We start from the raw sequence: 23,792 nt of genomic DNA on the forward strand, positions 1-23,792 counted from the left end.
GAGGTGAACAGAATGGAACAGACCATATTAGTGGTAGAAGATGATAAAATGATTCGAGAATTGATCCGGATGTATCTAATAAAATCCGGATATGATGTCGTAGAGGCTGCAGATGGAGAAGCCGCAAAAACTGTATTTATGACCAGTCACCCCTGCATGGTAATCCTTGATTTAATGCTGCCAAAAATGTCTGGAGAAGCATTCTGTACATGGATACGTGAGCAAGAGCGGAATGAGGTGTCCATCATTATGTTATCAGCGAAGGCACGAACAGAGGATAAAATTCATGGTTTAAAACTAGGCGCAGATGATTATCTGATCAAACCTTTCCATCCAGAAGAGCTTATAGCGCATGTAGAGGCGGTTTTACGTCGTACTGGTCAATATTGTCAAAAAATTGCTTATGACGGTTTATGTATTAAACCGCGAAAAGGGGAAGTTTTGCTGTTTGATCAAGAACTCAAGCTCACCAAGCATGAATTTAATTTGTTATATTATTTTATGGAGAACCCCAATGCCATTATTTCTCGCGACAGCCTGATTGACCAATTATATCCCTACGCCGATAAATTAGTATCCGATCGTACCATTGACGCGCACATCAAGAAATTACGAAAAAAAATCGAACATAACCCCGCTTCTCCAGAGCGGATTATTACCGTTCGAGGAATGGGGTATAAATTTGTTACGGAATAGTTGGAAACGCAATATCTTTCCAAGTTCATTTTTATTTCGACTAACGTTCATCAATATTATCGTTATTGTTGCATTTGTTACGTTTAGCAGTTGGGCTATTTATCATACAGCCTGTACGCTTGCTGATGGTCTTCTTGCCATGACGGACCAAAGACAACACCAGTTTCGGACGACGCTTTTTCAATATTTATGCATATTTAGTATCTCTACAATCCTTTTTGGCAGCCTTATACATTTTTACCTAACAAATAAAGTGACTCAGCCATTGAAAGAATTAATTCAATCCACACAGAAAATGAAGCAAGGTCAGTATCCGCCTCCAATTGACGTCAAAACCAATGGAGAAATTGCAACGTTATCCAATAACATGAACGAGCTGGTTCAACAGTTACATACCAATGAACAGCAAAGAAAAAAACTTGTATCAGATTTATCACATGAGTTTCGGACACCACTAACGAATTTGAATGGATATTTACGCGCCCTACAAAATGGGGTAATCGAGGGCGATGAGAAGCTATACCAGTCGCTCTATGCCGAATCAACCAAACTAACCGCATTAGTGGAGCAGATGGAACAGTTAAAAGAATGGGACGATATAGCCTCCCAAACATTTACGGAAAAAGAGCCTACTGACCTGAAAGCCTTTATCGAAGAAGTCATTGGCCTATTTTATTGGTCCCTGCAAGAAGAGAATATGGAATTGGATGTCCACCTACAATCAGGTGTCGTTACCGTCCATCGCACCAGTATCTCACAGGTTATTAGCAACTTATTGGATAATGCGATCCGTTATTATGAAGGTGCTGGGCCAGTCACGATAATAGGAGAAAAGCTCCCTGACAAATATAAATTGTCGCTCACAGGACCGGGACGAACCATTCCCGAATCAGACAGGGAGCGCATCTTTGAAAGGTTTTATCGAACAGAGCCTTCTCGATCGAGGGAATTAGGAGGCTCAGGGCTGGGACTTGCCATTTCTAAGGAAATCATCGAGCGACATCATGGAAACATTGGTGTCTATTCTGAAGGAAATCTGCATACTTTTTGGTTTACATTACCTTACTCACAATGATGCTTGTTAACATAAACGAACCGTTAGAAGCCAAAGTCCGTTGAAGCACCTAGCATTACTGGCTATTAAATGTCCACTTTGATATAACATTCATTTGCGTAATACTTGCACACTTGGAGCCAAGCCGATATAATAAACGAAATGATTGATTGAAATGAATCCCAAAGGGGAGTAGCATAATAGCAGCTGTCGTCATTACGGGAGAAATCCTCGGCACTGCTGGCAACAAACTGATTCCGTTGCTTGCGAGACCTTTGTCCAATACTGTGGGCAAAGGTCTCTTTTTGTACACTTTTGCCCACCACAACTTCAAGGAGGCTACAACATGTCAAAACTAAGTAAACTTCTAAAGTCGAGAACGGTAAGAGAGGGCATCAGACAAGCACGTAAACACGCCGTACCTTTAATCAAAAAAGAACTAGCAAAACGAAAAGGTACACTCAAAAAGTAATGGAACCAACTAAGTACGAGCGCTATACAGCAACTGTGTCATTTACGAAAAGTAATAGACGTATAAAAGTACGTAAACATCACCCTGATTTACAGCTTTATGGACTGGGACGAAGTGCTGCGATCTTTAAGATAAACAATGAGAATAAAATAATCAAAGTTTTCCATCCAACCTTTGAGCATGCGGCAGAGCAGGAAAAACAAAACTATGAAAAATTACAAGGTAATCATTATTACCCAGTTGTCTACGAATCAGGCAGCAATTATTTAGTGATGGAATATATTGAAGGAAAAACATTCTTTGAATGCCTCGCAACAGGAATTCCCTTGAAACCTCACTATATGAAAGAGGTTGACCAGGGCTTACAGACTGCAAAAGAGGCCGGGCTTAACCCTTCTGACATCCATTTGCATAATCTGATCGTGAACAAAGATGGGGAGGTACGTATTATTGATGTGGCGCGCTTCTCCCAATCGAAAGTCTGCACGCAGTGGGATGATTTAAAACGTGGCTATATGCGCCTTTACTGTCGTCCCTTCTTTCCAAAAAAAGTACCGAAATGGATCATGTATACAACAGCCAAACTCTATCGCCTATATCATAAATGGGGATAAGGAAAAGCAAGCTTGTATGTCCTAAGCTGACAACGAGTTTGCTTTTTCTTTCTTAAAATGATGTCTTTTCTTTATTCCATTCCTCGATAAATTGCTGTATCGATGGTTGTCGCTGGTCGCGCTCGTGATGAATAGCTTTTAAAGCCACCTTATATAACGCCTTGTTAAGCTGCCAGCGTTCCCATTCTCTACTATCATTAGCAAATAAAGCAAAGGCGGTTGCTCCCATCAAGTAGACATTAGTTATCTCATCAATAGCTGCCCCTTGTTGCCATTCTTCTGGCGACATGAAACGAGAACTTCCCCACATTCTTCCGACCTTGTTGATATACGGCATTTTTGCATAAAAATCAATATCGCATATTATTGTTTTCTCTGCCATAACATCATACATAATACTACCGTCATAGAAATCAATCGCCACATAACCTTTTTTAATAACATGATAATGAAAAGATAGGATATCATCAAATATATTTAACTTTATCTTTAACGGCATTTGCATAAATCGTCGTCTTGTCAGCGGATATTGTTTGCCCATACACTCTCCATCTACCCAATCAAATACTACAGCAAAGCCACCGCCAATATGCTCTGCCTGAACATATTTAATTAAATGGGAATGAGCTAGATCTTGATATATTGGTACAATCGACCTCAATCGTTCGATAGCGTCATCTGTTGTACCCGCATATCTCGCGGTTGGCGCCCCGGCAAATTTCACGAAATATTTCTTCCTATGTTTTTCTACTCCAAAGCAGATATTCCCAGAATCTTGATTATCAAACACTTTAAATACCTTACCGTATTGTTGAATAAAAGACATGTCAAAAGGTTCCTTCAATTGATAAGAAATACCGTCTACATATTGCACATAAAAATCCGCTAAATACCACGTAGGCACCACTTGATTCATATCGTTATACCATGACAGGATATCCTTTGTTTGCTGTTTCAACGTCATGATTTGTTTCTCACCGAATGGAATTGCCCAGGGAACGGAAGCCAGCGCATTTGTGGCAATATAAAAAGCTAACCGTTCAAAGAATTCGATAGGTGGTTTTCCAGCAAAATAGCCATTAAGCTGACCCGTTGCGAAATAAGGGCTAACTCCTGCACTCCAAACGATTCGATTGAATTCTTCCCAAGGATCGCCAATATCCAAACGATTGAAGTCAATAATAGACAACGTTTGGTCAGCTGAAATAACCATATTACCAACATGATAGTCACCATGCTGAAAACACTGTGGTCGATTGGATAATAAATAACGATGTTTCTCCACATAATCGATTACTTGATCATCTCCGTCAAAACGGATACCACAAGCCTGATATTTTTTTATTTTATCATCTGCCTTACGATTAAACCGTTCACTCCACTCTGCCTGTCCTTCAGGAGCCGGAATGGAATGAATCATTCGCAGTATCTCCCCTGACTTGATTCCCAACTGATATTGTTCCGTCTCCGGTAAAAGTGGTAAAACCGTTTCAGCATCTTCCCCTTCACACCAAGTAAACAGAGAATAGACCTTCTTATCGTTATCGCAAGTTCCGAAATGCACAGGCCTAGACATGGGTACACCTAAAGCGGCGACCTCTTGCATCCATTCGTATTCATTCTTTTTTTTATCGTATTGGGAAATATCGGCTATACGCAAAAGTAATGTCTGCCCATCTTTCGTCTCTATGTAATACTTTTTATCACTGGACCAGCCCTTATCAATCGGCTCCATCGTTACGAATGAATGGTATCCTGCAATCTCCTCCACCCTACACCTTCTCTCGTTTTTATCGCTTCATGATACTTCCATCTGCTACTTTCCCCATTCCTCTCTCAACACTCCGTAAATAACATGATCCACATAATGATCATATAGCCATTCTGCTTGCCTGATATGCCCCTCGTAGGTAAAACCAAGTCTTTCTGGTATACTTCTGCTTTTATCATTCTCCGCAGCGGCACGAATTTCCACTTTATTCAGTTTTAATTCCCTAAAAGCATAATCAGTTAAGGCCTTTGCTACTTTGGTCATTATACCATTCCCTTGGTAATCCTCTGCCAGCCAGTAACCAATATAGGCGATGCGATTGGACCAATCAAGGTGATTAAATCCCGCCACGCCCACAATCTCCCCTTTAAATAAAATAGCTGCGTTTAAGCTTTTGTTTTCTGCAAAGCCTTGTAAACAGATTTTAATGAACGCAATCGTATCTTCCTCTTTGTTTGTCGTATCTACCCATGAAAGCCATTCTCTTAAATAATTTCTGGAACGATCGGTTAACGAAAAAATCCGTGTACTGTCTCTTAATTCAACTAATTTTAACGACAAGTCTTCATCTATTTTATATACGAACATGATCCTCTCTCCTCACAACATAACGGATAAATTGGGAGTATTTTATCAGATGGGGGCAGGAAAGTCTAGACACAATTAAAACTACCATCTGAATAATTTTCGACAATGACAGCTTAATGGTCATAACACTGGTGAATTTCAATATCACCTTAGGTAAATAAAATGACATCCAAATAAGTCTGAGCAACATATTATGAAAACGTAAAATAGAATGTTATATTAGATTAATCAGAGACATTTCGAGGTGTTGATTAATTAAATCAATAAAGGAGTGGAGTAAATGCCAGTCTACAAAATCATATATACAAAAGAATGCGAAAATATCCGTGAGATTCATGCAAGCTCTGAAAAAGAAGCACTGAAAAAGTTCTACGATTGTGACTGCATAAAGGATTATGAATATCAATGTATTGGAGAAGAAGTAATATCCGTAACAAAAGATTCGTAATGGCGTAACCAAACGAATCTTTCTGACTTCTTTATTATATAGAGTCTACAAGATCATGCTTTTCTACTTTGTTTAAAACGTCTTGTAACGATGTATTTGCTAAATACGTATCCATTTCGTTTTCAGCGTTTTTCATGATGTTCTCAACAAGACATTCTACCCCATTATCTTTATCACATCCTTGAAAAAGTGGTAAATCACCTTCAATTGCTTTGGTGATATCTAAGAAACTAATTTCTTTGGCGCTTTTACCAAGTCGAAAACCACCGTAGGCTCCCGAATAGGAAGCAACAAGACCCTTTTTGGCAAGTTTGGTAAGCATCTTAGATAGATAGGAAGGTGGCACATTTCGTTGTTCCGCAAGCTCTTGTAAGCTTATCGTATCCTTTTCATTTTGGGATGCAAGATAAATCATGGTGTGCAGAGCATAGTTGGTACCTTTGGAAAATTTCATTGTATCACCACATTATTTATAGTTTTTACATATAATTATGGCATCACCGTTAAGTAACAGTCAAATGATAATCTATTGGGAACTCCTAATGTATATGCAGCATTTACTTTAATTGTACTAGTCTCAGGCATTCTAACTATATAGGCATGGAATGGATTCGAATCAATCAAAAGTTCAAGACGCTAAAAAAAGCGATGAACTTTTTTTATTTCTCATGATATATCTAGCAAATCATCACTTTACAATGGAGTCTAATGATGAAATATCTCGTTATAATGTTACAAATCAGTGTGTTGTTTCTTTTTAATTATATAGGACTAGCCATTCAGGATTTCTTTTCCCTTGTTATTCCCGGCAGCCTCATAGGTATGCTTTTATTATTTGGACTATTGGTCATGAAGGTTATTCCATTAACCAAAATCCAGACCGGGGTTGATTATTTGCTCAAAGATATTCCCTTTTTCTTTATTCCTGTGACCGTTGGTGTAATGGAATATTTGAATTTCTTCCTTGGGAAAGGGAGTCTGATCATCCTGTTGATTGTGGTGAGTACCTGCCTGGTCATTGGTGTTAGTGGGATAGTGACGAATCAGATGTTAAAAAACAAGGTGATAACAAATGACTAATGTTCTAATTGGAATCTTTATGATCGTGATGACATTTCTGCTTTACCGAATTTCGAAAAAAATATATGGTGAAATCCCAAGTCCATTCACATTGCCTATTTTCTTATCGATGGTTACCATTGTAATAATTTTATCTTTAACGGGGATCTCTTATAATACCTATATGATGGGAGGACAATGGATTGATTTTTTCCTTGGTCCCATTGTTGTTTCCTTTGCCATTCCACTATACAAGGAGCTCGCATTGATAAAAAAATATGCTAATGCGATTGGCACCGGCATATTTGCGGGTGGTTTGACTGGGGTTGTCACTGGAGTTATCGGTGCTAAATTATTAGGTTTTGATAATTGGCTGATTCAAACGGTTGCTGCAAAATCAGTTACTGCACCAATTGCTATCAGTATTACCGAAGCCGCTGGCGGAAACACTTCATTAATCGCTATTTTTGTTATGATTGCCGGAATCAGTGGTGGCATGTTTGGACCCTTTATTTTGAAACTCTGTCATATACAACACCCCGTAGCCATTGGATTGAGCTTCGGCACATCTTCCCATGCTATGGGAGCTGCCAAATCATTAGAATTCGGCAAACTGGAAGGTGCCATCAGTGTATTGTCCATGACGATTAGCGCGGTAGTGGTTTCTGTACTTGTCCCTGTCATCTTACTGTTTATCTAATATATTTTGAAGCTGATACTTGTATTCCAATCCTACGTGGACGTTATTGAGGATAAGCATATAATACGTAACGATCAGGGGCATTTCCGATCATTGAAAAGGGGTAACAGGTTGAGACAGTTAAATATTCATCTTCCCGAGAAGGGTCAATCACTGTTGTATTGTCTGCTGCTACAATTTCATGATCTCTGATTTTATATCTATACGTTCCATACTCCATTTTCACATGGAATTCATCCCCATGTGCTAATTGATCAAAATTTCTGAAAACCGTATCCCTATGTCCCGAGAGGAGAATTTGTTTATTCTGACCAGGCAAGCCTGTATCATGATAATGGCCAACACCTTGTGCGAGTTCTTCTTCATCCGTACCCTCCACTATGGGAATCTCACGATCTAATTTAGGTATATACAGCAATCCAATCGTTTCCCCTTTTTCGTACCCCCTATCTAACACGTCTTCTATCGATGTATCTTTACGTTTCTGGTTCTCTGTTGAAAACAGTGTTTGCGCTTCAGAGAGTCTTTCTTGTTCCTTATAAGCGGAACTCCACCATTGATAGCCTCCAAAAGCTAAGGTAACAACTCCTACCATGATAAGTGTCCAGGAAAGTAGCTTGAGCATCCGATTCACCTCTCAAAAATCGCTATTTTGAATATTAACCTTTTAAAATATCATGCTTTTATAATAGATTCTGTGATGGTCATACTATCTTTTACTGATTGAATCATACCACAATTTTTATTCATTAATTCCAGCGCTTTCTTTAACTTTTCTTCCGTTGCGTTGCTTGAGATAACTGTATAGATTAGATGTAGTTCTTGAATACGATTAGCAACGGATGGGTTTCGCACGATATCGGCTGACACATGAATATCGATAAATGTAAACCTCATCTTCTCTAATATTTTTCTAAGCGTCAGACCACTGCAACCTACAATAGATGATATCATCAGCTCATAAGGTCGATAACCAAGTTCTCCTTGTCCAGAAACCGGGAGATCTCTATATTCGGTATCCACTTGAAACCCATACTCAGTCATATAATATGTAAGCATTTATCTGTCTCCTTTCATAACTACACCTAATAATAACCTGTTTATGTGAAAGTTTCATGAAAATCATCGATAAATTTGCTTTCTATCATCATTACATTAAAAAACGTGTGGCAAGCAAAGACTTGCTTGTCACATGTTTTTGTTACATTTATAAGTTCAACTTATATATAAATTACATACTATTTACATTCCATTCATATTTCGTTAAAATTCTTCCCCTACAATGAGACTAGGTTCCATTTAGAAGGAGGATGAAGGAATGATACGAAAGCTTGGATTTGCTGCGTTAAGTGCAGGACTAATCTTCTCTAGCATTAATATTACGTCCGTTAACGCAGATGGAAACAGCCAGATGAACAATAGGGAGGAAAATGGTAAAGCAGAAAATATCATTTACATGATCCCAGACGGCTTTAACGCTGATTACGCAACCAATTATCGTTATTTCAAGGGTGAAGAGGCCGTGTGGGATCCACATTTACAAGGCATGTTTTCTACACACTCCGCTGATTCCAACATTACAGACTCCGCAGCAGCAGGAACAGCCATGTCAACGGGAGTGAAAACGAATAACGGTACCATTGGAATAGATCCAGAAGGCAATACACAGCAGACTATTTTAGAAGCCTCAAAAGATCAAGGCATGTCAACAGGCCTTGTTGCCACGTCTACTATTACCCATGCAACCCCGGCTGCCTTTGGTGCGCATGTAGATGATCGAAACAATGAAACGGAAATTGCCAGGCAGTTAATAGATAATGAGATTGATGTGTTACTTGGCGGCGGCAAAAACAATTTCCTACCAGAATCAGAAGGTGGAAATCAGGAAGAAGCCCATGTGCTCCAGCAAGCGGAGGAACAAGGATATCAGCTGGTAGAAAATCGTAATCAATTGATGGAAGCAGACATCGATGTAAACAATGAAAGAATGCTAGGTTTATTCGCTGATGAAGCCTTGTCCCCTGAGCTGCATCGTGACACCGAAGAAGAACCTAGTCTTGCAGAAATGACGCAAATCTCCATTGATACACTAAAAAAAGATGAAGATGGTTTTTTTCTTATGGTAGAAGGTAGCCAAATTGACTGGGCTGGCCACGATAACGATGCTGCATGGGCGATGACGGATGTAGCAGCATTTGAAGCCGCTGTTCAAGCAGCGATCGATTTTGCTGAAAAAGACGGGAATACGCTGGTAGTTGTTGGAGGAGATCATGAAACAGGTGGAATGACGGCAGGTGCCAATGGTTCTGGAACAGCCAATCCAGAACTGCTTCAAAGTGTAACCGCAACTGGTGAGAATATAGCAGCCGAATTAAATGAAGATCGCTCCAATGCGAGTGAGGTTGTGAATCAGTATTCAGGTATGGAGTTATCAGAAGAAGAGGTTCAATCGATCCAAGAAGCAGAGGATCCTAAAATGGCCATCAATGCCGTCATCAGCTCAAAGGCTAATGTCGGATGGACAAGCACCAATCACACTGGAGTGGATTTACCCCTCTACGCATATGGTCCTGGAGCTGATCAATTCACTGGATTCCATGATAATACCGATTTACCAAAAATCATAGCAAAGGCTATTGGCGCCCACTTTCACGGAGACATCAGCCAAAAGCAGTCAGAAGGAACGACATATATAGTACAACCTGGAGATACCTTATTTGAAATTGGACTCACCTATAATTATTTATGGACAACCCTACAGGAGATCAACCAATTTCCAAATCCAGATTTAATTTATCCAGGAGATGAAGTGTATGTCAGATAAGTTTCTAACCAAATGATAGATGACCAGATTTCATTGAAAAACCCCTGTGCATGCGAATTCTACTAACATGCACAAGGGTTTTTTCTACCATTAATTTACACCGCCCCTTGTAATTTCCCTTGATAAATGGCAATCAAGCCTGGTAACTGTTGAATATCCTGTGGTGTGATAAGCTCTGGCGGCTTATCAAAGGAAACAATACCAGCTTCTATCAACAGATAAGCTACAAACTGAGAACAGAAGTATGCATTGGAGCGTTGGATTGGCTTATTAAACATTAAGCCAAATAGCTCCCATAGGTTATAGTGATAAGTGTTTTCCCTGCTCCTAAAAAAGTTTAATGTTCCTTGCAGTTTTTTAATTTGCTTGGCATTAATAGGATAAGCATAAATCGAGCAGTCTGCTTCTAGAAAGAACCTCTCTTGTATATTTTCTTTCACGAACCCGCCCCAAAAAGGGTTACGGTGATGCTTTCTGCCAAAGCTGTATGTTTCATTTAAATTTACATCCAAGGCCACGGAAACATGATTATATTCTGCTTTCGTGTACAATCCAATAGCCTTGGTCAGTAATGTACCCGTGTTGGTAAATAGCAGATAAATGTGTTCTTGTCTCATCACTTTTACCTCCTATTGATGATTTGATCGTCATTCAAGTACATCCTTATGCTCTATATTTCTTATCGATACATACGAAGCAACCACACCAATGATGGTAAATGTCACAGGTACACCAATAATGGAACCTATCGATAGGTCTTCATTACTTGCACCGAAAAAAGCTGCAATGATAATGGATGTAATAATCGTCGTTCTAACCGACTTTTTAAGCAATCCCAAAAATAGGGGAACTAAGCTGATACCGCTGGCAGAAAAATCATATAGGGTTGTATTTCTAAAATGCTCTATCACCATTTGAATCGTGATGTTCCCCTCGATAAAATGCAAGTTGTTATCTAACATCGTTAAAACAACAGTTGCAAAAATTCGTGATAGGAGTATCGAGAAAAAAGTAAAGCATATGATCATCAATAACTTGGAGCACATTAATTTTTTTCGGCTAACTGGATACGTAAACATCAAAGTGATGGTTTTGTCATTATATTCTTCAATAACTAATCTTGAAATTAATACACCTGAGAATACAATGAACACCATTCTTGTAATACTATCAACTAAGAAGAAGAAATCTGTACTGCTAGCAGTATACAACTCCCTGTCGACATATAACATGAAGAATAAAAATCCGCTAATAGCCAAGCATGCTGCTAAAGCGTTCCTTACATACCGCGCAACATTTAATTTTTTCATTTCCAAACGCATTAACTTAAACATTTTTCCTCACCCCTCTTCCTATTATCATTAAAATACATCCTTATGTTCCATATTTCTTATCGATAAATACGTGGCAGCAGCACCAATGACGATAAATATCGATGACCTGACAAGGAAAGAACGGATGGATAGGTCTGGCAGCTCTTCGTTACTTATACCGAAACAAATGGCAATGATAACAGAGGTGATGATTGTTGTTTTAACAGATTTTTTGAGCACCTTTCCTTACCATTTTTATCAACGGAATAATTATGGATGTCCACCTTCAGGTCCTTATAATGGATAACATGGTCTTCTTGCTTCGTTTCAGAATAATTTGCAGTACATCTTAATACCGCTTTCACCTGGCTACTATTTTTATACGTATTCTCTAAATTTTAACACATTATTTTTGGATGAAAAGAAAGACTCTTTAGGTATGGAGATTTATTATTATTCATTTAGCAGGATGAAAAGTATAAGAAATGAAAAGAAATTTTAGATGAGCAGTTACGGGTAACGTTAGCAGAATTCAATGGAAAGAAATAGCTATCTTTACGGATAAAGCAGACAATCGAAATCAGAAACTTCTTTACTCTAAATAGTAATGGAGTTTTTTTATTTAAAATAATTGTTTGGAAATATAGAAAATAAATAACCGAAGCGATGAATGAAGCACTTCAACATTTAGATGCGGAATATATTGATCTCTTCTATTTGCATCGTATTAATCCAAAGGTCGCTGTTGCAAAAGTGGCTTTTTCATTTAATATTTGCTTCGTGCAATTTGTTGTTGTATCTTCTTTTCTTTCATACTGTATTTTTATTATTATTCTGTCAATACCCCTAATCACTGTTTCATCTTTTATCGTTAAACGTTGATGAGCGTTTCTTGCATAAAGTACTAGAGAATTATTGGTATCCTGTAACAAATTATCACGTAACTGGCCTGCCACTTGTCCGGCAGCTCCTAGAATTAATACTTTCATCATTTTTCCACCTTTCTGTTCTGATTCGCTAACAAGTTAAATCATACTTTCCGCTTAGCAGAAAGTATGATTAGTTGACCTGTTATAATCGTTTAAATATCTAGTTTCCGCGTACTAAGCGCTTTAACCATCTCCGGATCACGGTGGGAAAAGAACAAGCTTTCTTTTTCATTTAACGTTGCAATCTTGCCCATATCTTTCTCACTTAATTCAAAGTCAAAGATATTGAAATTCTCTACCATTCTTTCTTTACGCACGGATTTCGGAATAGCAATAACGTCTCGTTGCGTTAACCAACGCAACACGACTTGTGCGACAGATTTGTGGTGTTCCTCAGCTATTTCTGCCAATGTCTCGTTATGGAACATATTATTTTTACCTTCTGCAAATGGTCCCCATGCTTCTATTTGCACATTGTTTTCTTTCATAAAGGCTGCATTTTCTATCTGTTGATGGAATGGGTGTGTTTCCACTTGGTTGACGGCAGGAGTTACTTCATTTTGAACGATGATATCCATGAGACGATCTTCCTGAAAATTACTCACTCCGATTGCTCTTACCTTTCCTTCATGATACAGTTCTTCCATCGCACGCCAAGCACCGTGTACATCACCATAAGGCTGGTGAATCAAATACAAATCTAAATAATCTAATTGTAGTCTTTTTAATGAATTGTCAAAAGCCTTCTTGGTAGCTTCATAACCCGTATCCTGCACCCAAAGTTTCGTTGTGATAAATAATTCTTCTCTCGGCACACCACTTCGCTTAATCCCTCTACCAACTGCTGCTTCATTCAAATAGGACGCTGCCGTATCAATAAGTCGATAGCCGGTATTAATTGCATCATATACCACTTGTTCGCACTCTTCTTCATCTTGAATCTGGAATACACCAAATCCTAATATTGGCATTTCCACTCCGTTATTCAATGTTACATTTCTCATGATAAATTCCTCCTTTGTATATTCAGCCATCCTTTTCGATAACATAGTGTAGGTCTTCCAATAGCTTCATATTTATTATGAACCATAGGAGAAGCTAAACGGTAGCCTATTCATGTTATATGATTGCCTAATCCTCTTATGTTCAAGAAGATGCTACATTACAAGAAAGACAACAGCTTTTAATGGATGAACGAGATAAACTACGCGATCGAAAAAAAAGAAATAGACGCTACCTTGATCAAACTGGATAATAAAGTCGATCATTATAACAGTCTTATTTCTCAATATAAAGATACAATTAGTTGAATCAATCGGGTTGTACTGGCTGTTTGATCTCCTTAGAATCTCACAGCCAGCTATCCTGTGACCAATTAGTATGTACAAAGCAATGTTTTTAAGCGGCAAATTCAGTAACTAATAGCTGCCTGATTGGTTGATGAACACGTTTCTTCCTCCAAGTTTTGAGCTGAATTACCGTTACGGTCCTTCTCTTTCCGTCATTTGCCTCGGCCGCTTCACCAAAAGAAGGAAACAGGAGAGAAGGACAACACTCACACATACCCAGTTCAAGTAACGAAACCCTGCCACTTCTGCTCCAAATCCACCCAACAGATTACCGCCTAATCTCCCAAGCGTACTGGCATTGGCATAGAGTGTTGCCGCAACTCCAGGAGAATCAGGAAGGAAATCGGCAAAATAACTTAACCCATTTCCCATCACAACGGCAACAAACGTGGCTTGGAGAACTTGGGCGGCAATCAACTGCCAGGAAGCTGTCGCCATTCCCAAGACAGAGAAATAAAGCATCGAAACTACACAACCGATAAGTACAATATGATGATTAGCTATTTTTTTGCCTAATGCTCCAAAGGTTAACATAATAGGAATTTCCAGTCCCGCACATAAACCAACCATCAGACCTACATCGGCATGACTTCCATTTAATTCATGTATCACAAATAATGGTGTATTCATTCCATTAACCGCATTTACGGAAAAAAGCAAGATAAAAGCTAAGAATGGTAGAAATAATCGCTTCGTTTCTGTTGAAAATAAAGTTGGCCGTTTAGTCTCGGGTTTTCGTATCATTGTCATTTTACGTTTTGGCAAAAAAATAAAAACGAGTAAAGCAAGGAGGACAAAAATAGTGGATGTACCCAGAAAAAGGCCTTTATAATCAAAGGCTGCCAACAACAAAGTTCCAAACAATGGTCCAATTAAAAATCCTAATGAGAATAAGGAACGCAAGGTGGATTTGGCGAACGTCTTATCATCTGAGTTACTTTCACTGGCGGATTCGTGGGCATAAGCAAACATTTGCGGCATCGCTGCAGCACCCAGTCCATTAAAGAAACTAACGGAAAGTAGCAATCCTAAAAACGATTCAAACACCAAATAGGACGCATAACCGCAAGCAGAAGAAAGCATTGCCGCCAAAATAAGCCACTTGCGATCCATCCCATTATCGGAATAATTGGCAATCATCGTATTAGCAATTACTCCAGATAGAGAACTGATCGCCATAAATATCCCAAATGTCCCCGTGCTCATACCGATGACACCTGTACCATATAAGGAAAGATACGGCATCGTAATCGAAACGCTTGTGCCTACTAATAACATACAGATAATAAAAAGGCCAAAATGTTTAATTTGAAATAACTCTTTGAATCGGCTTAGCAATACTTCCACTCCCCTACATACATCTATTTTCTCTTTTTATTATGCAACAAAAAAGAAAGGAAATGGTAGCCTATTTCCGCTAAATGATTGCCTAATACTCTTATATGGGTTATATTGTAGGAATAACCATAACCAATAACGCAAGGAGGAATTTTCTAATGTCTGAACAAATCAGTGGACAGCAGAAAGAAATCGCCCAACTCATTGAACGTCATTCCACACAAGATGGAACACATACAACAGCAGTACCCAATCTATTCTTCTCTCGCACTCCTACCACAATCGGCCCAAATTATGGAACTTATAGTACCTCTTTATGCTTTATCGCTCAAGGTATGAAAGAAGTATTTCTAGCCAAAGAACACTATACCTATGGCCCGAGCGATTATCTAATTTCTTCTGTTGATTTACCGGCCAGCGTCAGCGTCACCAAGGCTTCACCAGATCAGCCTTACTTAGCTATCAAACTAATATTTACACCAAAGGATATTTTAGAAGTATTACGTGAATATCAAATGAACCCTGCTAGAAAACAAAAAGCAAGGCGAGGGATGTATGTCAACAGAATAGAAGCACCATTATTAGATGCTATCAATCGGCTGGTTCACTTGTTAAATACTCCAGAAGATATCCCAATTCTTGCACCATTAATTACAAAAGAAATTATCTATCGAGTGTTGCGAGGAGAACATGGAGAAGCTCTGAAGCAAATTGCCATTGAAGGAAGCTCCACTCACCAAATTAACCATGTCATCAAACATATTATGCAACATTATACCGATGCTTTTAAAATCGAAGAACTTGCAGAAATGGCCAATATGAGTGTGTCTTCTTTTCATCGTACATTTAAAGCAATAACTGCTATGAGTCCTATTCAATATCAAAAACAACTTCGGCTACAAGAAGCTCGAAATTTATTATTATCTGAGTCTGGGGATGCGGCAGATGTTGCCTTTCGAGTAGGTTACGAGAGCCCCACTCAGTTTAGTCGGGAATATGTCCGTATGTTTGGATTCCCGCCAAAAGAAGACGTGCGGCGCTTGAAGATAACATAAAGGTAGAAGAGACTATTGGTCACAGTGTAGCAGATACATGACCTGCCACTGCAGTAACAATCTCTCCTGTAGCTTTCTGGTATCCCTTGGATTAATCCGCCTCTTTCCCTTTACCTTTCGAATGAGTGGGATGTGCTCCTGGATATTTCCGTTTATCTCCTGCATGTAATTCTCGGTTTTCATAGGTGAAAGCGCTCGTTACATGCTGACCTTCTTCCCAATTATCACTCTTCCCTAAAGAACCTTCCAGTGCTGATCCATAAGGTCCTTCTGGAAGCTCCTCCGAAGTCAAATCCTCTTTCTGTGATTGCACATTCTTAAAATCTTCATATTGATCTTTTTTTGGTTTATCTTTCATTTTCACCCTATCCTTTCCTTTATCAATGATTATTTGACTGACTGTTTCCTTATTTATTTTCAACAAGCCTATTTTCTTTATGCATATTTTCAAAAAAAAATTGAGCTTATTCAGATAAAAAGAGCTCCAGCCATAACTGAAGCTCTTTCACGTATCTTATCCATCCAACGATCGTTGTCTTCTATAAAACCTTATAAACCAAATACACACACCGATTATGATAAGTAATAAACCAATCGATAAATAATTAAACATATTCGTAGCTGTGTTCGGCATAAACCATTTAGAATCAGCATTTGATCCTTTACCTTCACTATCAGATGTTTTGTCTGTATCAGATTGATCACCCATCACTGGAGTAGATTCCTCGTGTTCATCTATCTCCTCAAATGCTGCGAATATACTCAGATGGTGTACGGGAGCAGTTACTTGATTATTGGCGAATTCACTTCCGTTAACTAGTTCCCATTCTTTCACATCCTCATTGGAATAATATAAATGAAGATGTTCAGGGATGGTAACCTTGTCAGTGAAGACGTCTAACGTGAAAGTAATTGGTTCTGCAAATTGATTAATCTGTGTATCATCTTGCGTCACGGTAATGTCATATACGTTACTCAACGCATCTTCGATTTGTTTCAAGCGTTCCACCTTAATGATAACATCGCCTGACTCATTAAATGCAGACGCTGGGATATCCAGTGATAGATCACCTTTTTGAATCGTTAGCATGATATTCTTTTCTTTTATTAGATCAACTTGTTCCTCCATTAATTTCAGTTCAACGATGGTTAGGTCTGCATAGGCATTCAGATCAACGATGATATTACCATCACTGATTATTTCATGGAATACATTATCATCAAGTATAGCTTGGTTATTTTGTACTTCAGGTAAAATGGTTTGCTTTTTATTGTTAGGCAGTGCCTCATTCGGATCTTCATCAGGGTTCTTGTTATTTTCATCAGCACCAGAATCACCGTCATTTACACCACCAGTGTCTTCTCCATTTTCATCATCAGGGTTTTCACCTGGCTCTTCTGGATTAGGAACCTCTGGTACTTCTGGTTCTGGCGGTTCAATGATTTCTCCATCAATGGTTTGGAAGCTCCAAATATCTGAACGAACCTTACCACCGAAGTCATCTGTTACGATAACATACCAGAAATATTCACTATTTGGGGCTAAGTTTTCCCAGACGGCTGTGGCTGTTGCCCCGCTGTCGACTTGCTCAACGGAATCAATCAAATGATCAGTATACACATTTACCTCGACATAGTCTGTGGCGACTTTTTTCAACTGAGGTTCTAAATCCCAGTCCAGATTAAACGCATCTTTCTCTGGATGTTCTTCTGGATCATAGTAATTGTATTCATCCATATAAGGAGAATAGGTCTGAACCTCCATTTGATTGGTCTCCATGTTGAAGTTTAACAGCCGCATATATCCTTGGCCGCCTTCTGGACCACCTTGATAGTCAGCGAGCAATTGATAAACCGTGCGCTCCGCAACACCATCGCCATCATCATCTATTTCATCGATTAATTTCTGGCTATTATGATAATGGCCAGAGAGAACAGCTTGCACATTCTCGTTTGGTACCACCACTTTCTCAAAAAGCTCATCTCCGATCGGACCTCTTGTACCACTGGCTAGCAAATATTCATGAAAGCCCAGAATCGCTTTATGGTTTGGATGCTCTTCTAATACATTATTCAGCCAATCAATACCAGCCTGATCGACTCCCCATCCCATATAAGCAATAATAAAGTCATTCCCATTCACCGAAATAAGATCATAGTGTCCCCGATTATTCTCATAAGACCCGGCAAAATAAGGTCGATCTGCAAACCGATGATCGCCAAAGTACGTATAATAATTTGTATAATTATTATCCTTTTGATCGACGTCATGATTTCCAGCTAGAACACCATATGGTATGTTGGCATCATCAAGAACTTTCATTGACTTATCTCCAACTTCCCATTGATCAAAATCATCCCAAATATTAACGATATCTCCGGTATGGATGACATACTCAAGATTCAGTTCTTCTTGATTGGCTGCTATCCAATCCACTTGTTCTTGATAAATATTTGGATAGCTCTCCGCGTAGTACTGGGTATCCGACATCCATACAAAAGTGAAATCTTCTCCAGGATTCGCTATTTGGTCTTGAACAATGACACTTACCTTACCATCTTGTAAGTATGCCTCACCCGTCACCGAACCAATCAGTTCAAAGGCCTTTTCACCAGCAATGACCGATGTAAGCTCATCCCAGCCATTGGTAGTATGGTTCCAAGCATACATCGTTACCTTTCGACCTTCTAATGATGAGCCATTCCATACCATCTCGATTTCATCATCAGGCTGAACATTTTCATCAACGGTCACGTCAAAGCGATGATAGGGAAACTCCGTTGTTGATTCCGTTACCACTTCTTTGCCGTTCAAATCGGTGAGATGTGTCCGTTCCCCTTCTGTAAAATGTGTTTCTCCTTCTGGTGAAAATTCTCCCGGTGGCTCTGTACTCACACTATTTTGCGAAATGGTGAGATTTTCTGTGTCCTCTGACGTGTACTGATACGATTGATAAAAATCAACTTTCATCTTGTCACCAGTTGGATCATTTACCTTCACTGATAAATCTGCTTCTACTGCATCCGGCTGGCTCTCCATCCAATCTGGAAGCCAAGGATGTTCCTCTGCGACAAGGAATGTTACGGTCTCTGTTCCGGTATTTCCTGCTGCATCTGTCGCCGTATAGATGACTTCATGTTCACCTGGTGAAAGCTGTGCAGACGATGTTTCATAAGGGAGTGTGATATTGCCTCCATCTAATGTTGCCGTCATTACTTCCACATCACTGGCGTCTTCCGTTCCTGCATGGATGGTAAAGTCACCCTTAAACTCTTTTCCTTCTTCTATACTTGGCTTGATGACTGGTGCCGTATTATCCACTATCACATTTGCTGTTGTGTCGTCATCACCTAATGCTGCCTTTATTTCATGTGTCCCATCTGCAACGGTGGTTGTGTCAAATAAATAGGCAAGGGAAGCAAATTTATCTTGGTCCAGCGTAAAATGGAAATCGTAAACCGGATCTTTTCCAGTGCTGTCACCGATAGCATAATTCGTTTCTGGATTCGAGTAGTCTGGATCATAAATGACAGTGCCATCTTCCAATACCAAGCGAACGTTTTTGATGGTAAAATCATCCCGATTTTCCGCGGATGTTTCATCAAATGGACTTACCTTATTTCCAGCACGGATCGTGATAGTATTCTCCCCCGGTGCCAACATATCTGGAGGAATAGGAACCGTTAGAGTAACAAAATCCGTATACGTATCATCAAAAATTTCTAAAATTTCATCGCCCATTGTCACCCCATTTTTGAAATAAATGTTTGTTTCACTTACATCAAAGGCAAAATAAGCTTCTTTTTCCATTGCCATAAACGTATCTGTCACTAGTTCGTTATCAAGGAACAATTGCAGATTCTCAGTATACGCATCTTCTGTCGCTTTGATGACTTTTTCACCAGCAAGTAATTCATCTTCCTCTACATTTAAACGAAGTCCTGTTTCTACATTCTCATGTTCAATGGGAATGGTTTTTATTTCAGTAGAGCTTTGATTACGTCCATCCGATGCCTCAAAATAATATTCAAGTTCCTGCTGTCCAATTAGTTCTGGTTCGTAAATAGTATGTTCATACGTATTATCTGTTTGTCGTTCCAAGTTTACTTGTCTAAAGCTCTCGCCAGCCATTGTACGGTAAAAAAGACTAACAGATTTCACTCGGATATCGTCTGTGATAGTTGCTGTAATTTGAGCAGCTTCCTCTGACGTTATCGTTTCTTTTCCTGTTGTATCTTCAATGTTCGGTTGCACAGTGTCCTCAGCCAATTGTACTTTTTCTTCCGGTATTTGCTCTGGCATCACTTCTCCAGGTGTGGCGTCCAAAGCACCTGCACTGATCTTTCTTAACGATTGACTACCATCACTAGGATAGCGGAATAAAACACCTTTATTAGCAATCGTGTCATCTACTCCGACCTCATCCATATAAGTTACATTAGAAAGTTCATCTCCACTTTTTGTTGCCATCACAAGGGAACGCTCTGCACTATTGGACATACCGCTATTATATATTTTTATTAAATTCGCACCTTCTGTCAGGTTTGTGCCGTAATGGTTGTTAAAATCCACGCTTGTCAAATCAGGATTCCCCGAATTAATAATCCAAAAAACAACTGTTTCCCCAGACGGAATCATAATATCCTTCTGATCCGAAGGTGTGTTCCAAAGTACATCTCCTGCTGGTCCGGTATTAGGATATCGATAGCGCACGGTATAATCCTGATAATTAATCGCCTCTGTTGTATTATTATATACTTCTATAAACTCATAGGCATCCGAACCATTTGCATTGGTTGAATCCGGCACCACTTCTGTTATAAATAGGGATGGGACGGATTGATAGTCTATTTGCGCTTGTGGAAGATCGAACTCGGCATGTTCTGACGTTGCTTTGCCTGCTTGGTTCGATGCTACAATATAGTAGTGCAACTTATTACTCCATATTTCTGTACGAGGGATACTCGCCATATAGATGCCAGCAGTTTCTGTCTCTTCCATCATAACGGAATCAAAACCCATGGATTCTGCTTGGCTTACATAAAGATTAACCCCTTGTAAAGCTTGCTCGGAAGTCACTTCAAGCTGCATCGTTATTTCTTCATCTGTCACGTCTATGTCAGGTTCGCCAATCTCTGGTAACTCTGCCTCCGTTTGCACCTTCACAGGATCTTGAGGTACTTGCTCTGGGAAAACGGTCAGTGGAGAAACACTTTCTGCAACACCAACCTTTTGCATATCAACTCCTTTTTCCGGATATTTATACATAATACCCTGATCGGTAAATACATCATTCGTGCCATCATTATAGGAAGCTTGGACAATTTCATTGCCAAATTCATCTGCAACAATCAATGTTCGCTCACTTCCATTGGCCATTCCGCTGTTTGAAACAATGGCCACTTGATCCTCGGTCAACTCAAGCCCATACTGTTGATTAAAGTCATCAAGTGTCGCCTGTTGATTGCCATCATTATGAATCCAAATGATAAAACTTTCCTGTGAGGCAATCATCTTATCATCGGTAATATCCCAAGTCTGATCAGCCGTTTCCGTCGGATAGCGGTAGATAATCTGGTAATCCTTCATATTGATAGGCTGATCTGTATTGTTATAAACCTCGATAAACTCATAGGCGTCTGCACCATTCCTATTTACTGTATCTGGTACTAATTCCGTAACCAGTAACTTTGGCATGGTTTGCGGGTCAACTGACGGTTGTGGAATTACGGCTTCATAGGTTTTTGTTGTCACCGTATCACTGTCAATAGACGCAGTAAAATGATACTGAATCTGCTCATTCCAAATCTGACTGCGCGGAATGGTAAGTTTATAAATAGAATCTTCTGCTAATTCCATGGGTAAAACTTGTTCTGTAAGGGCACTACTTTGGCTAACATGAACGAGCACTTCCTTCAATTCATCGTCAGAGGTTACTTCCATTTCTACCGTAACTACTTCATCTGTTAAAGAGATGGAAGGTTCACCCATAATAGGAAGCTCTGCATTCGCTTTCTTATCCGTTTCTATGTTCGACGGTGCATTTGTTTCCCTGTCTGTTTCCGTATTTATTTCCTTATCTACTTCTGTGTTTGTGGTCTGTTCTTCTTCATTATCGGCTGTCTCTATCTCAACTGGTTTACTTGGCACTTGTCCATGGATAAGCGCTAATGGTGTAGCTGTCTCCCCAAGCCCAACATACCGCATATGATGTTGTTCAGATGGATATTGAAAAACACTTGTCTGGTTATCTTGATCCTGTTTATGATAAGCAGCACTCACGATTTCTTCACCTGCATCATTACGAATCGCTATGGTTTGTTCATGATTATTTGCCAGGCTGCTTTCGATTATTGTCAAACGGTCTTCTGTTAATGCAGCATCAAAATTTGTATTAAACTCATCTATTGTTCTTGCTTTATCTTGGGTCCAGATGATAAATGTTTCTTTGGATGGGATAACTTTGTCCTCCGTCAGGTCCATCACCTGATCTGTTTCGTTGTTTGCCTCTTGATAAGACAGTTGATAATCCTTAACATTTATTGAATGATCACTATTATTGTAAATTTCGATAAACCCGTAACCATCAGGTTGTGATGCAATTTCTGTAATAAGTACAGGGGGGAGTCCCTGTGTTTCTGGTTCTTCTGTTTGTACGGTTGCTTCTATGTAGCCTTCTTCAGGGTATGTCAGTTCTTGCCCATCTTCACCTTGAGCAATAATGTTATACTGAAATTGATCGGACCAAATATACTCTGTTGGAACTGCCACCGTATAGTTATTCGTTCCTTCATCTTTTGTGAACGACAGCTCCTGCACAGCCATCTGTTCTCCTGTTTCAAATTGTAATATCACATTCTCTGCATTTTTAACCTTCGCTTTGAGTGTGACATTCGCCTCGCCATCCATATTTGTTACCGCTTCGTGCTCTATCGCCAACTCTTTAACAGACTTAGCATCTTGATCTTCTTCTTTTTGTGTTTCCTGCTTTTCCTCTATTACATCAACAATATACGGTAAAGAAGTAATACTTTCTTCCTCATTTGTGACCTCAAACCAATATTCTAAGTTAGAACCTGAGATAGCCTCTCCTGGAATGACTGCTGTATATCGGTCTGTATTCTCTGAAGGTTCCATTGGCAGTTCTATTTCTTCAGAATCCACGTCTTGCTTATACAACAAAACAATTTCCTCTGCCTCTTGCATGCTAACTTCTACTTGGAAACTCTTATTTAGTGTCAACTGTTTTGGCTGTTCATGCTGAATGGGTAAATCCTTTTGTTCTTTCTCTGGTTCGGTATCCTGTTCGCCTGCTTTTACATCTGACATTTTCATCGTTGCTGCAGAAATGGGTACCACTCCATGCAAGAATGTCGTAAATAAAAGCATAATGACCATGATTAGTGCAAAAGTTCTCTCCATGCTCTTCCCCCTCCATAATTAAATTTGCATTCAAACTTAACTATAGATTTTGAATATTAACCATGATTAAATAAAACATGAAGATTCTGTAAAGTTTTTAGGACCGAGCTAAAATAACTAAAAGAAAATTCTAATGTTACCTTTTGCAATCTGTGACTG

22 protein-coding genes are annotated in these 23,792 nt (G+C 39.2%); 10 read left to right on the plus strand and 12 right to left on the minus strand.

Annotated features, from left to right (window positions below):
• Nucleotides 1-12: 12 nt before the first annotated feature.
• The 4 genes from BN6556_RS01200 (at nt 13) to BN6556_RS01210 (ending at nt 2,836) form a co-directional block, all read left to right on the plus strand.
• The gene (locus BN6556_RS01200) at nt 13-696 is read left to right on the plus strand and encodes a response regulator transcription factor (protein ID WP_066186131.1); all 684 of its coding nucleotides are present in this window, start codon (nt 13-15) and stop codon (nt 694-696) included.
• Nucleotides 683-1,771 (plus strand): HAMP domain-containing sensor histidine kinase, encoded by a 1,089-nt coding sequence (locus tag BN6556_RS01205; RefSeq protein ID WP_066186134.1) that lies wholly within the window; start codon nt 683-685, stop codon nt 1,769-1,771. Before BN6556_RS01200 ends, BN6556_RS01205 begins: the two co-directional genes overlap by 14 nt.
• A gap of 325 nt (nt 1,772-2,096) precedes the next feature.
• A complete protein-coding gene (locus tag BN6556_RS22590) occupies nt 2,097-2,222 on the plus strand; it encodes a hypothetical protein (protein ID WP_262361269.1) in 126 nt (41 codons plus the stop codon).
• Nucleotides 2,222-2,836, plus strand: coding sequence for an RIO1 family regulatory kinase/ATPase domain-containing protein (locus BN6556_RS01210; protein ID WP_066186137.1), 615 nt, complete (start codon nt 2,222-2,224; stop codon nt 2,834-2,836). The genes BN6556_RS22590 and BN6556_RS01210 overlap by 1 nt, the downstream gene beginning before the upstream one ends.
• A 52-nt stretch (nt 2,837-2,888) precedes the next feature.
• Here BN6556_RS01210 and BN6556_RS22705 read toward each other — a convergent pair whose 3' ends face one another.
• Nucleotides 2,889-4,607, minus strand: a complete 1,719-nt coding sequence (locus BN6556_RS22705; RefSeq protein WP_066186143.1) for a phosphotransferase — start codon at nt 4,605-4,607, stop codon at nt 2,889-2,891.
• Between the two features lie 45 nt (nt 4,608-4,652).
• Nucleotides 4,653-5,195 carry a GNAT family N-acetyltransferase gene (locus tag BN6556_RS01220; protein ID WP_066186146.1) on the minus strand — a complete coding sequence of 181 codons (543 nt, stop codon included), beginning with the start codon at nt 5,193-5,195 and terminating at the stop codon, nt 4,653-4,655.
• Nucleotides 5,196-5,475: 280 nt separating this feature from the next.
• Between BN6556_RS01220 and BN6556_RS22020 the strand changes: the two genes are divergently transcribed.
• Nucleotides 5,476-5,643, plus strand: a complete 168-nt coding sequence (locus tag BN6556_RS22020) for a hypothetical protein (RefSeq protein ID WP_161485664.1) — start codon at nt 5,476-5,478, stop codon at nt 5,641-5,643.
• A 34-nt stretch (nt 5,644-5,677) separates the two neighbouring features.
• Here the strand turns inward: BN6556_RS22020 and BN6556_RS01225 are convergent, their stop codons facing one another.
• Nucleotides 5,678-6,097 (minus strand): RrF2 family transcriptional regulator, encoded by a 420-nt coding sequence (locus BN6556_RS01225; protein ID WP_066186150.1) that lies wholly within the window; start codon nt 6,095-6,097, stop codon nt 5,678-5,680.
• Nucleotides 6,098-6,351: 254 nt separating this feature from the next.
• Here BN6556_RS01225 and BN6556_RS01230 point away from each other — a divergent pair, with 254 nt between their 5' ends.
• Entirely contained in the window at nt 6,352-6,723 is a 372-nt protein-coding gene (locus BN6556_RS01230) for a CidA/LrgA family protein (RefSeq protein WP_235817426.1), read from the plus strand.
• The gene (locus BN6556_RS01235; protein ID WP_066186154.1) at nt 6,716-7,402 is read left to right on the plus strand and encodes an LrgB family protein; all 687 of its coding nucleotides are present in this window, start codon (nt 6,716-6,718) and stop codon (nt 7,400-7,402) included. Before BN6556_RS01230 ends, BN6556_RS01235 begins: the two co-directional genes overlap by 8 nt.
• Nucleotides 7,403-7,445: 43 nt before the next feature.
• Here BN6556_RS01235 and BN6556_RS01240 read toward each other — a convergent pair whose 3' ends face one another.
• Together BN6556_RS01240 and BN6556_RS01245 are read right to left on the minus strand one after the other, a co-directional pair.
• Complete coding sequence (locus tag BN6556_RS01240) at nt 7,446-8,027, minus strand: class D sortase (RefSeq protein WP_066186158.1); 582 nt, start codon at nt 8,025-8,027, stop codon at nt 7,446-7,448.
• 50 nt (nt 8,028-8,077) lie between these two features.
• Entirely contained in the window at nt 8,078-8,461 is a 384-nt protein-coding gene (locus BN6556_RS01245) for an OsmC family protein (protein ID WP_078059878.1), read from the minus strand.
• 259 nt (nt 8,462-8,720) lie between these two features.
• Here BN6556_RS01245 and BN6556_RS01250 point away from each other — a divergent pair, with 259 nt between their 5' ends.
• Nucleotides 8,721-10,226, plus strand: coding sequence for an alkaline phosphatase (locus BN6556_RS01250; RefSeq protein ID WP_066186160.1), 1,506 nt, complete (start codon nt 8,721-8,723; stop codon nt 10,224-10,226).
• Nucleotides 10,227-10,321: 95 nt separating this feature from the next.
• On the opposite strand, the gene BN6556_RS01255 is transcribed toward BN6556_RS01250, so the two are convergent.
• On the minus strand, nt 10,322-10,843 hold the full coding sequence (locus BN6556_RS01255) for a hypothetical protein (protein ID WP_066186166.1): 522 nt from the start codon (nt 10,841-10,843) through the stop codon (nt 10,322-10,324).
• A gap of 30 nt (nt 10,844-10,873) precedes the next feature.
• On the minus strand, nt 10,874-11,560 hold the full coding sequence (locus BN6556_RS01260) for an ABC transporter permease (RefSeq protein WP_066186168.1): 687 nt from the start codon (nt 11,558-11,560) through the stop codon (nt 10,874-10,876).
• An 85-nt stretch (nt 11,561-11,645) separates the two neighbouring features.
• Here BN6556_RS01260 and BN6556_RS21830 point away from each other — a divergent pair, with 85 nt between their 5' ends.
• Nucleotides 11,646-11,846 carry a hypothetical protein gene (locus tag BN6556_RS21830; protein ID WP_130860290.1) on the plus strand — a complete coding sequence of 67 codons (201 nt, stop codon included), beginning with the start codon at nt 11,646-11,648 and terminating at the stop codon, nt 11,844-11,846.
• 406 nt (nt 11,847-12,252) lie between these two features.
• Here the strand turns inward: BN6556_RS21830 and BN6556_RS01265 are convergent, their stop codons facing one another.
• The 3 genes from BN6556_RS01265 to BN6556_RS01275 form a co-directional block, all read right to left on the minus strand.
• Nucleotides 12,253-12,531: a Rossmann-fold NAD(P)-binding domain-containing protein gene (locus tag BN6556_RS01265; protein ID WP_130860291.1), complete on the minus strand. Its 279-nt coding sequence runs from the start codon at nt 12,529-12,531 to the stop codon at nt 12,253-12,255.
• Nucleotides 12,532-12,620: 89 nt separating this feature from the next.
• Nucleotides 12,621-13,472, minus strand: a complete 852-nt coding sequence (locus BN6556_RS01270; RefSeq protein WP_066186174.1) for an aldo/keto reductase — start codon at nt 13,470-13,472, stop codon at nt 12,621-12,623.
• A 477-nt stretch (nt 13,473-13,949) separates the two neighbouring features.
• Complete coding sequence (locus BN6556_RS01275; protein ID WP_066186179.1) at nt 13,950-15,155, minus strand: sugar efflux transporter; 1,206 nt, start codon at nt 15,153-15,155, stop codon at nt 13,950-13,952.
• A 158-nt stretch (nt 15,156-15,313) separates the two neighbouring features.
• On the opposite strand from BN6556_RS01275, the gene BN6556_RS01280 reads away from it, so the two are divergent.
• Nucleotides 15,314-16,210, plus strand: a complete 897-nt coding sequence (locus BN6556_RS01280) for an AraC family transcriptional regulator (protein ID WP_066186181.1) — start codon at nt 15,314-15,316, stop codon at nt 16,208-16,210.
• A 91-nt stretch (nt 16,211-16,301) separates the two neighbouring features.
• Here the strand turns inward: BN6556_RS01280 and BN6556_RS01285 are convergent, their stop codons facing one another.
• Nucleotides 16,302-16,568, minus strand: coding sequence for a hypothetical protein (locus BN6556_RS01285; protein WP_066186184.1), 267 nt, complete (start codon nt 16,566-16,568; stop codon nt 16,302-16,304).
• A gap of 156 nt (nt 16,569-16,724) precedes the next feature.
• Nucleotides 16,725-23,633, minus strand: coding sequence for a lamin tail domain-containing protein (locus BN6556_RS01290; RefSeq protein ID WP_066186188.1), 6,909 nt, complete (start codon nt 23,631-23,633; stop codon nt 16,725-16,727).
• Between the last annotated feature and the right edge of the window lie 159 nt (nt 23,634-23,792).

Origin of the sequence: Gracilibacillus timonensis (assembly GCF_900086715.1) — a bacterium.
GTDB lineage: Bacteria > Bacillota > Bacilli > Bacillales > Amphibacillaceae > Gracilibacillus > Gracilibacillus timonensis.

What these genes read in the sequence shown, in the direction of transcription:
- BN6556_RS01200 (WP_066186131.1), top strand. Translation starts at nt 13, where the DNA reads ATGGAACAGACCATATTAGTGGTAGAAGATGATAAAATGATTCGAGAA.
- BN6556_RS22590 (WP_262361269.1), top strand. Translation starts at nt 2,097, where the DNA reads ATGTCAAAACTAAGTAAACTTCTAAAGTCGAGAACGGTAAGAGAGGGC.
- BN6556_RS01210 (WP_066186137.1), top strand. Translation starts at nt 2,222, where the DNA reads ATGGAACCAACTAAGTACGAGCGCTATACAGCAACTGTGTCATTTACG.
- BN6556_RS01220 (WP_066186146.1), bottom strand. Translation starts at nt 5,195, where the DNA reads ATGTTCGTATATAAAATAGATGAAGACTTGTCGTTAAAATTAGTTGAA.
- BN6556_RS22020 (WP_161485664.1), top strand. Translation starts at nt 5,476, where the DNA reads ATGCCAGTCTACAAAATCATATATACAAAAGAATGCGAAAATATCCGT.
- BN6556_RS01225 (WP_066186150.1), bottom strand. Translation starts at nt 6,097, where the DNA reads ATGAAATTTTCCAAAGGTACCAACTATGCTCTGCACACCATGATTTAT.
- BN6556_RS01230 (WP_235817426.1), top strand. Translation starts at nt 6,352, where the DNA reads ATGATGAAATATCTCGTTATAATGTTACAAATCAGTGTGTTGTTTCTT.
- BN6556_RS01235 (WP_066186154.1), top strand. Translation starts at nt 6,716, where the DNA reads ATGACTAATGTTCTAATTGGAATCTTTATGATCGTGATGACATTTCTG.
- BN6556_RS01240 (WP_066186158.1), bottom strand. Translation starts at nt 8,027, where the DNA reads ATGCTCAAGCTACTTTCCTGGACACTTATCATGGTAGGAGTTGTTACC.
- BN6556_RS01245 (WP_078059878.1), bottom strand. Translation starts at nt 8,461, where the DNA reads ATGCTTACATATTATATGACTGAGTATGGGTTTCAAGTGGATACCGAA.
- BN6556_RS01250 (WP_066186160.1), top strand. Translation starts at nt 8,721, where the DNA reads ATGATACGAAAGCTTGGATTTGCTGCGTTAAGTGCAGGACTAATCTTC.
- BN6556_RS01255 (WP_066186166.1), bottom strand. Translation starts at nt 10,843, where the DNA reads ATGAGACAAGAACACATTTATCTGCTATTTACCAACACGGGTACATTA.
- BN6556_RS01260 (WP_066186168.1), bottom strand. Translation starts at nt 11,560, where the DNA reads ATGTTTAAGTTAATGCGTTTGGAAATGAAAAAATTAAATGTTGCGCGG.
- BN6556_RS21830 (WP_130860290.1), top strand. Translation starts at nt 11,646, where the DNA reads ATGACGATAAATATCGATGACCTGACAAGGAAAGAACGGATGGATAGG.
- BN6556_RS01265 (WP_130860291.1), bottom strand. Translation starts at nt 12,531, where the DNA reads ATGATGAAAGTATTAATTCTAGGAGCTGCCGGACAAGTGGCAGGCCAG.
- BN6556_RS01270 (WP_066186174.1), bottom strand. Translation starts at nt 13,472, where the DNA reads ATGAGAAATGTAACATTGAATAACGGAGTGGAAATGCCAATATTAGGA.
- BN6556_RS01280 (WP_066186181.1), top strand. Translation starts at nt 15,314, where the DNA reads ATGTCTGAACAAATCAGTGGACAGCAGAAAGAAATCGCCCAACTCATT.
- BN6556_RS01285 (WP_066186184.1), bottom strand. Translation starts at nt 16,568, where the DNA reads ATGAAAGATAAACCAAAAAAAGATCAATATGAAGATTTTAAGAATGTG.
- BN6556_RS01290 (WP_066186188.1), bottom strand. Translation starts at nt 23,633, where the DNA reads ATGGAGAGAACTTTTGCACTAATCATGGTCATTATGCTTTTATTTACG.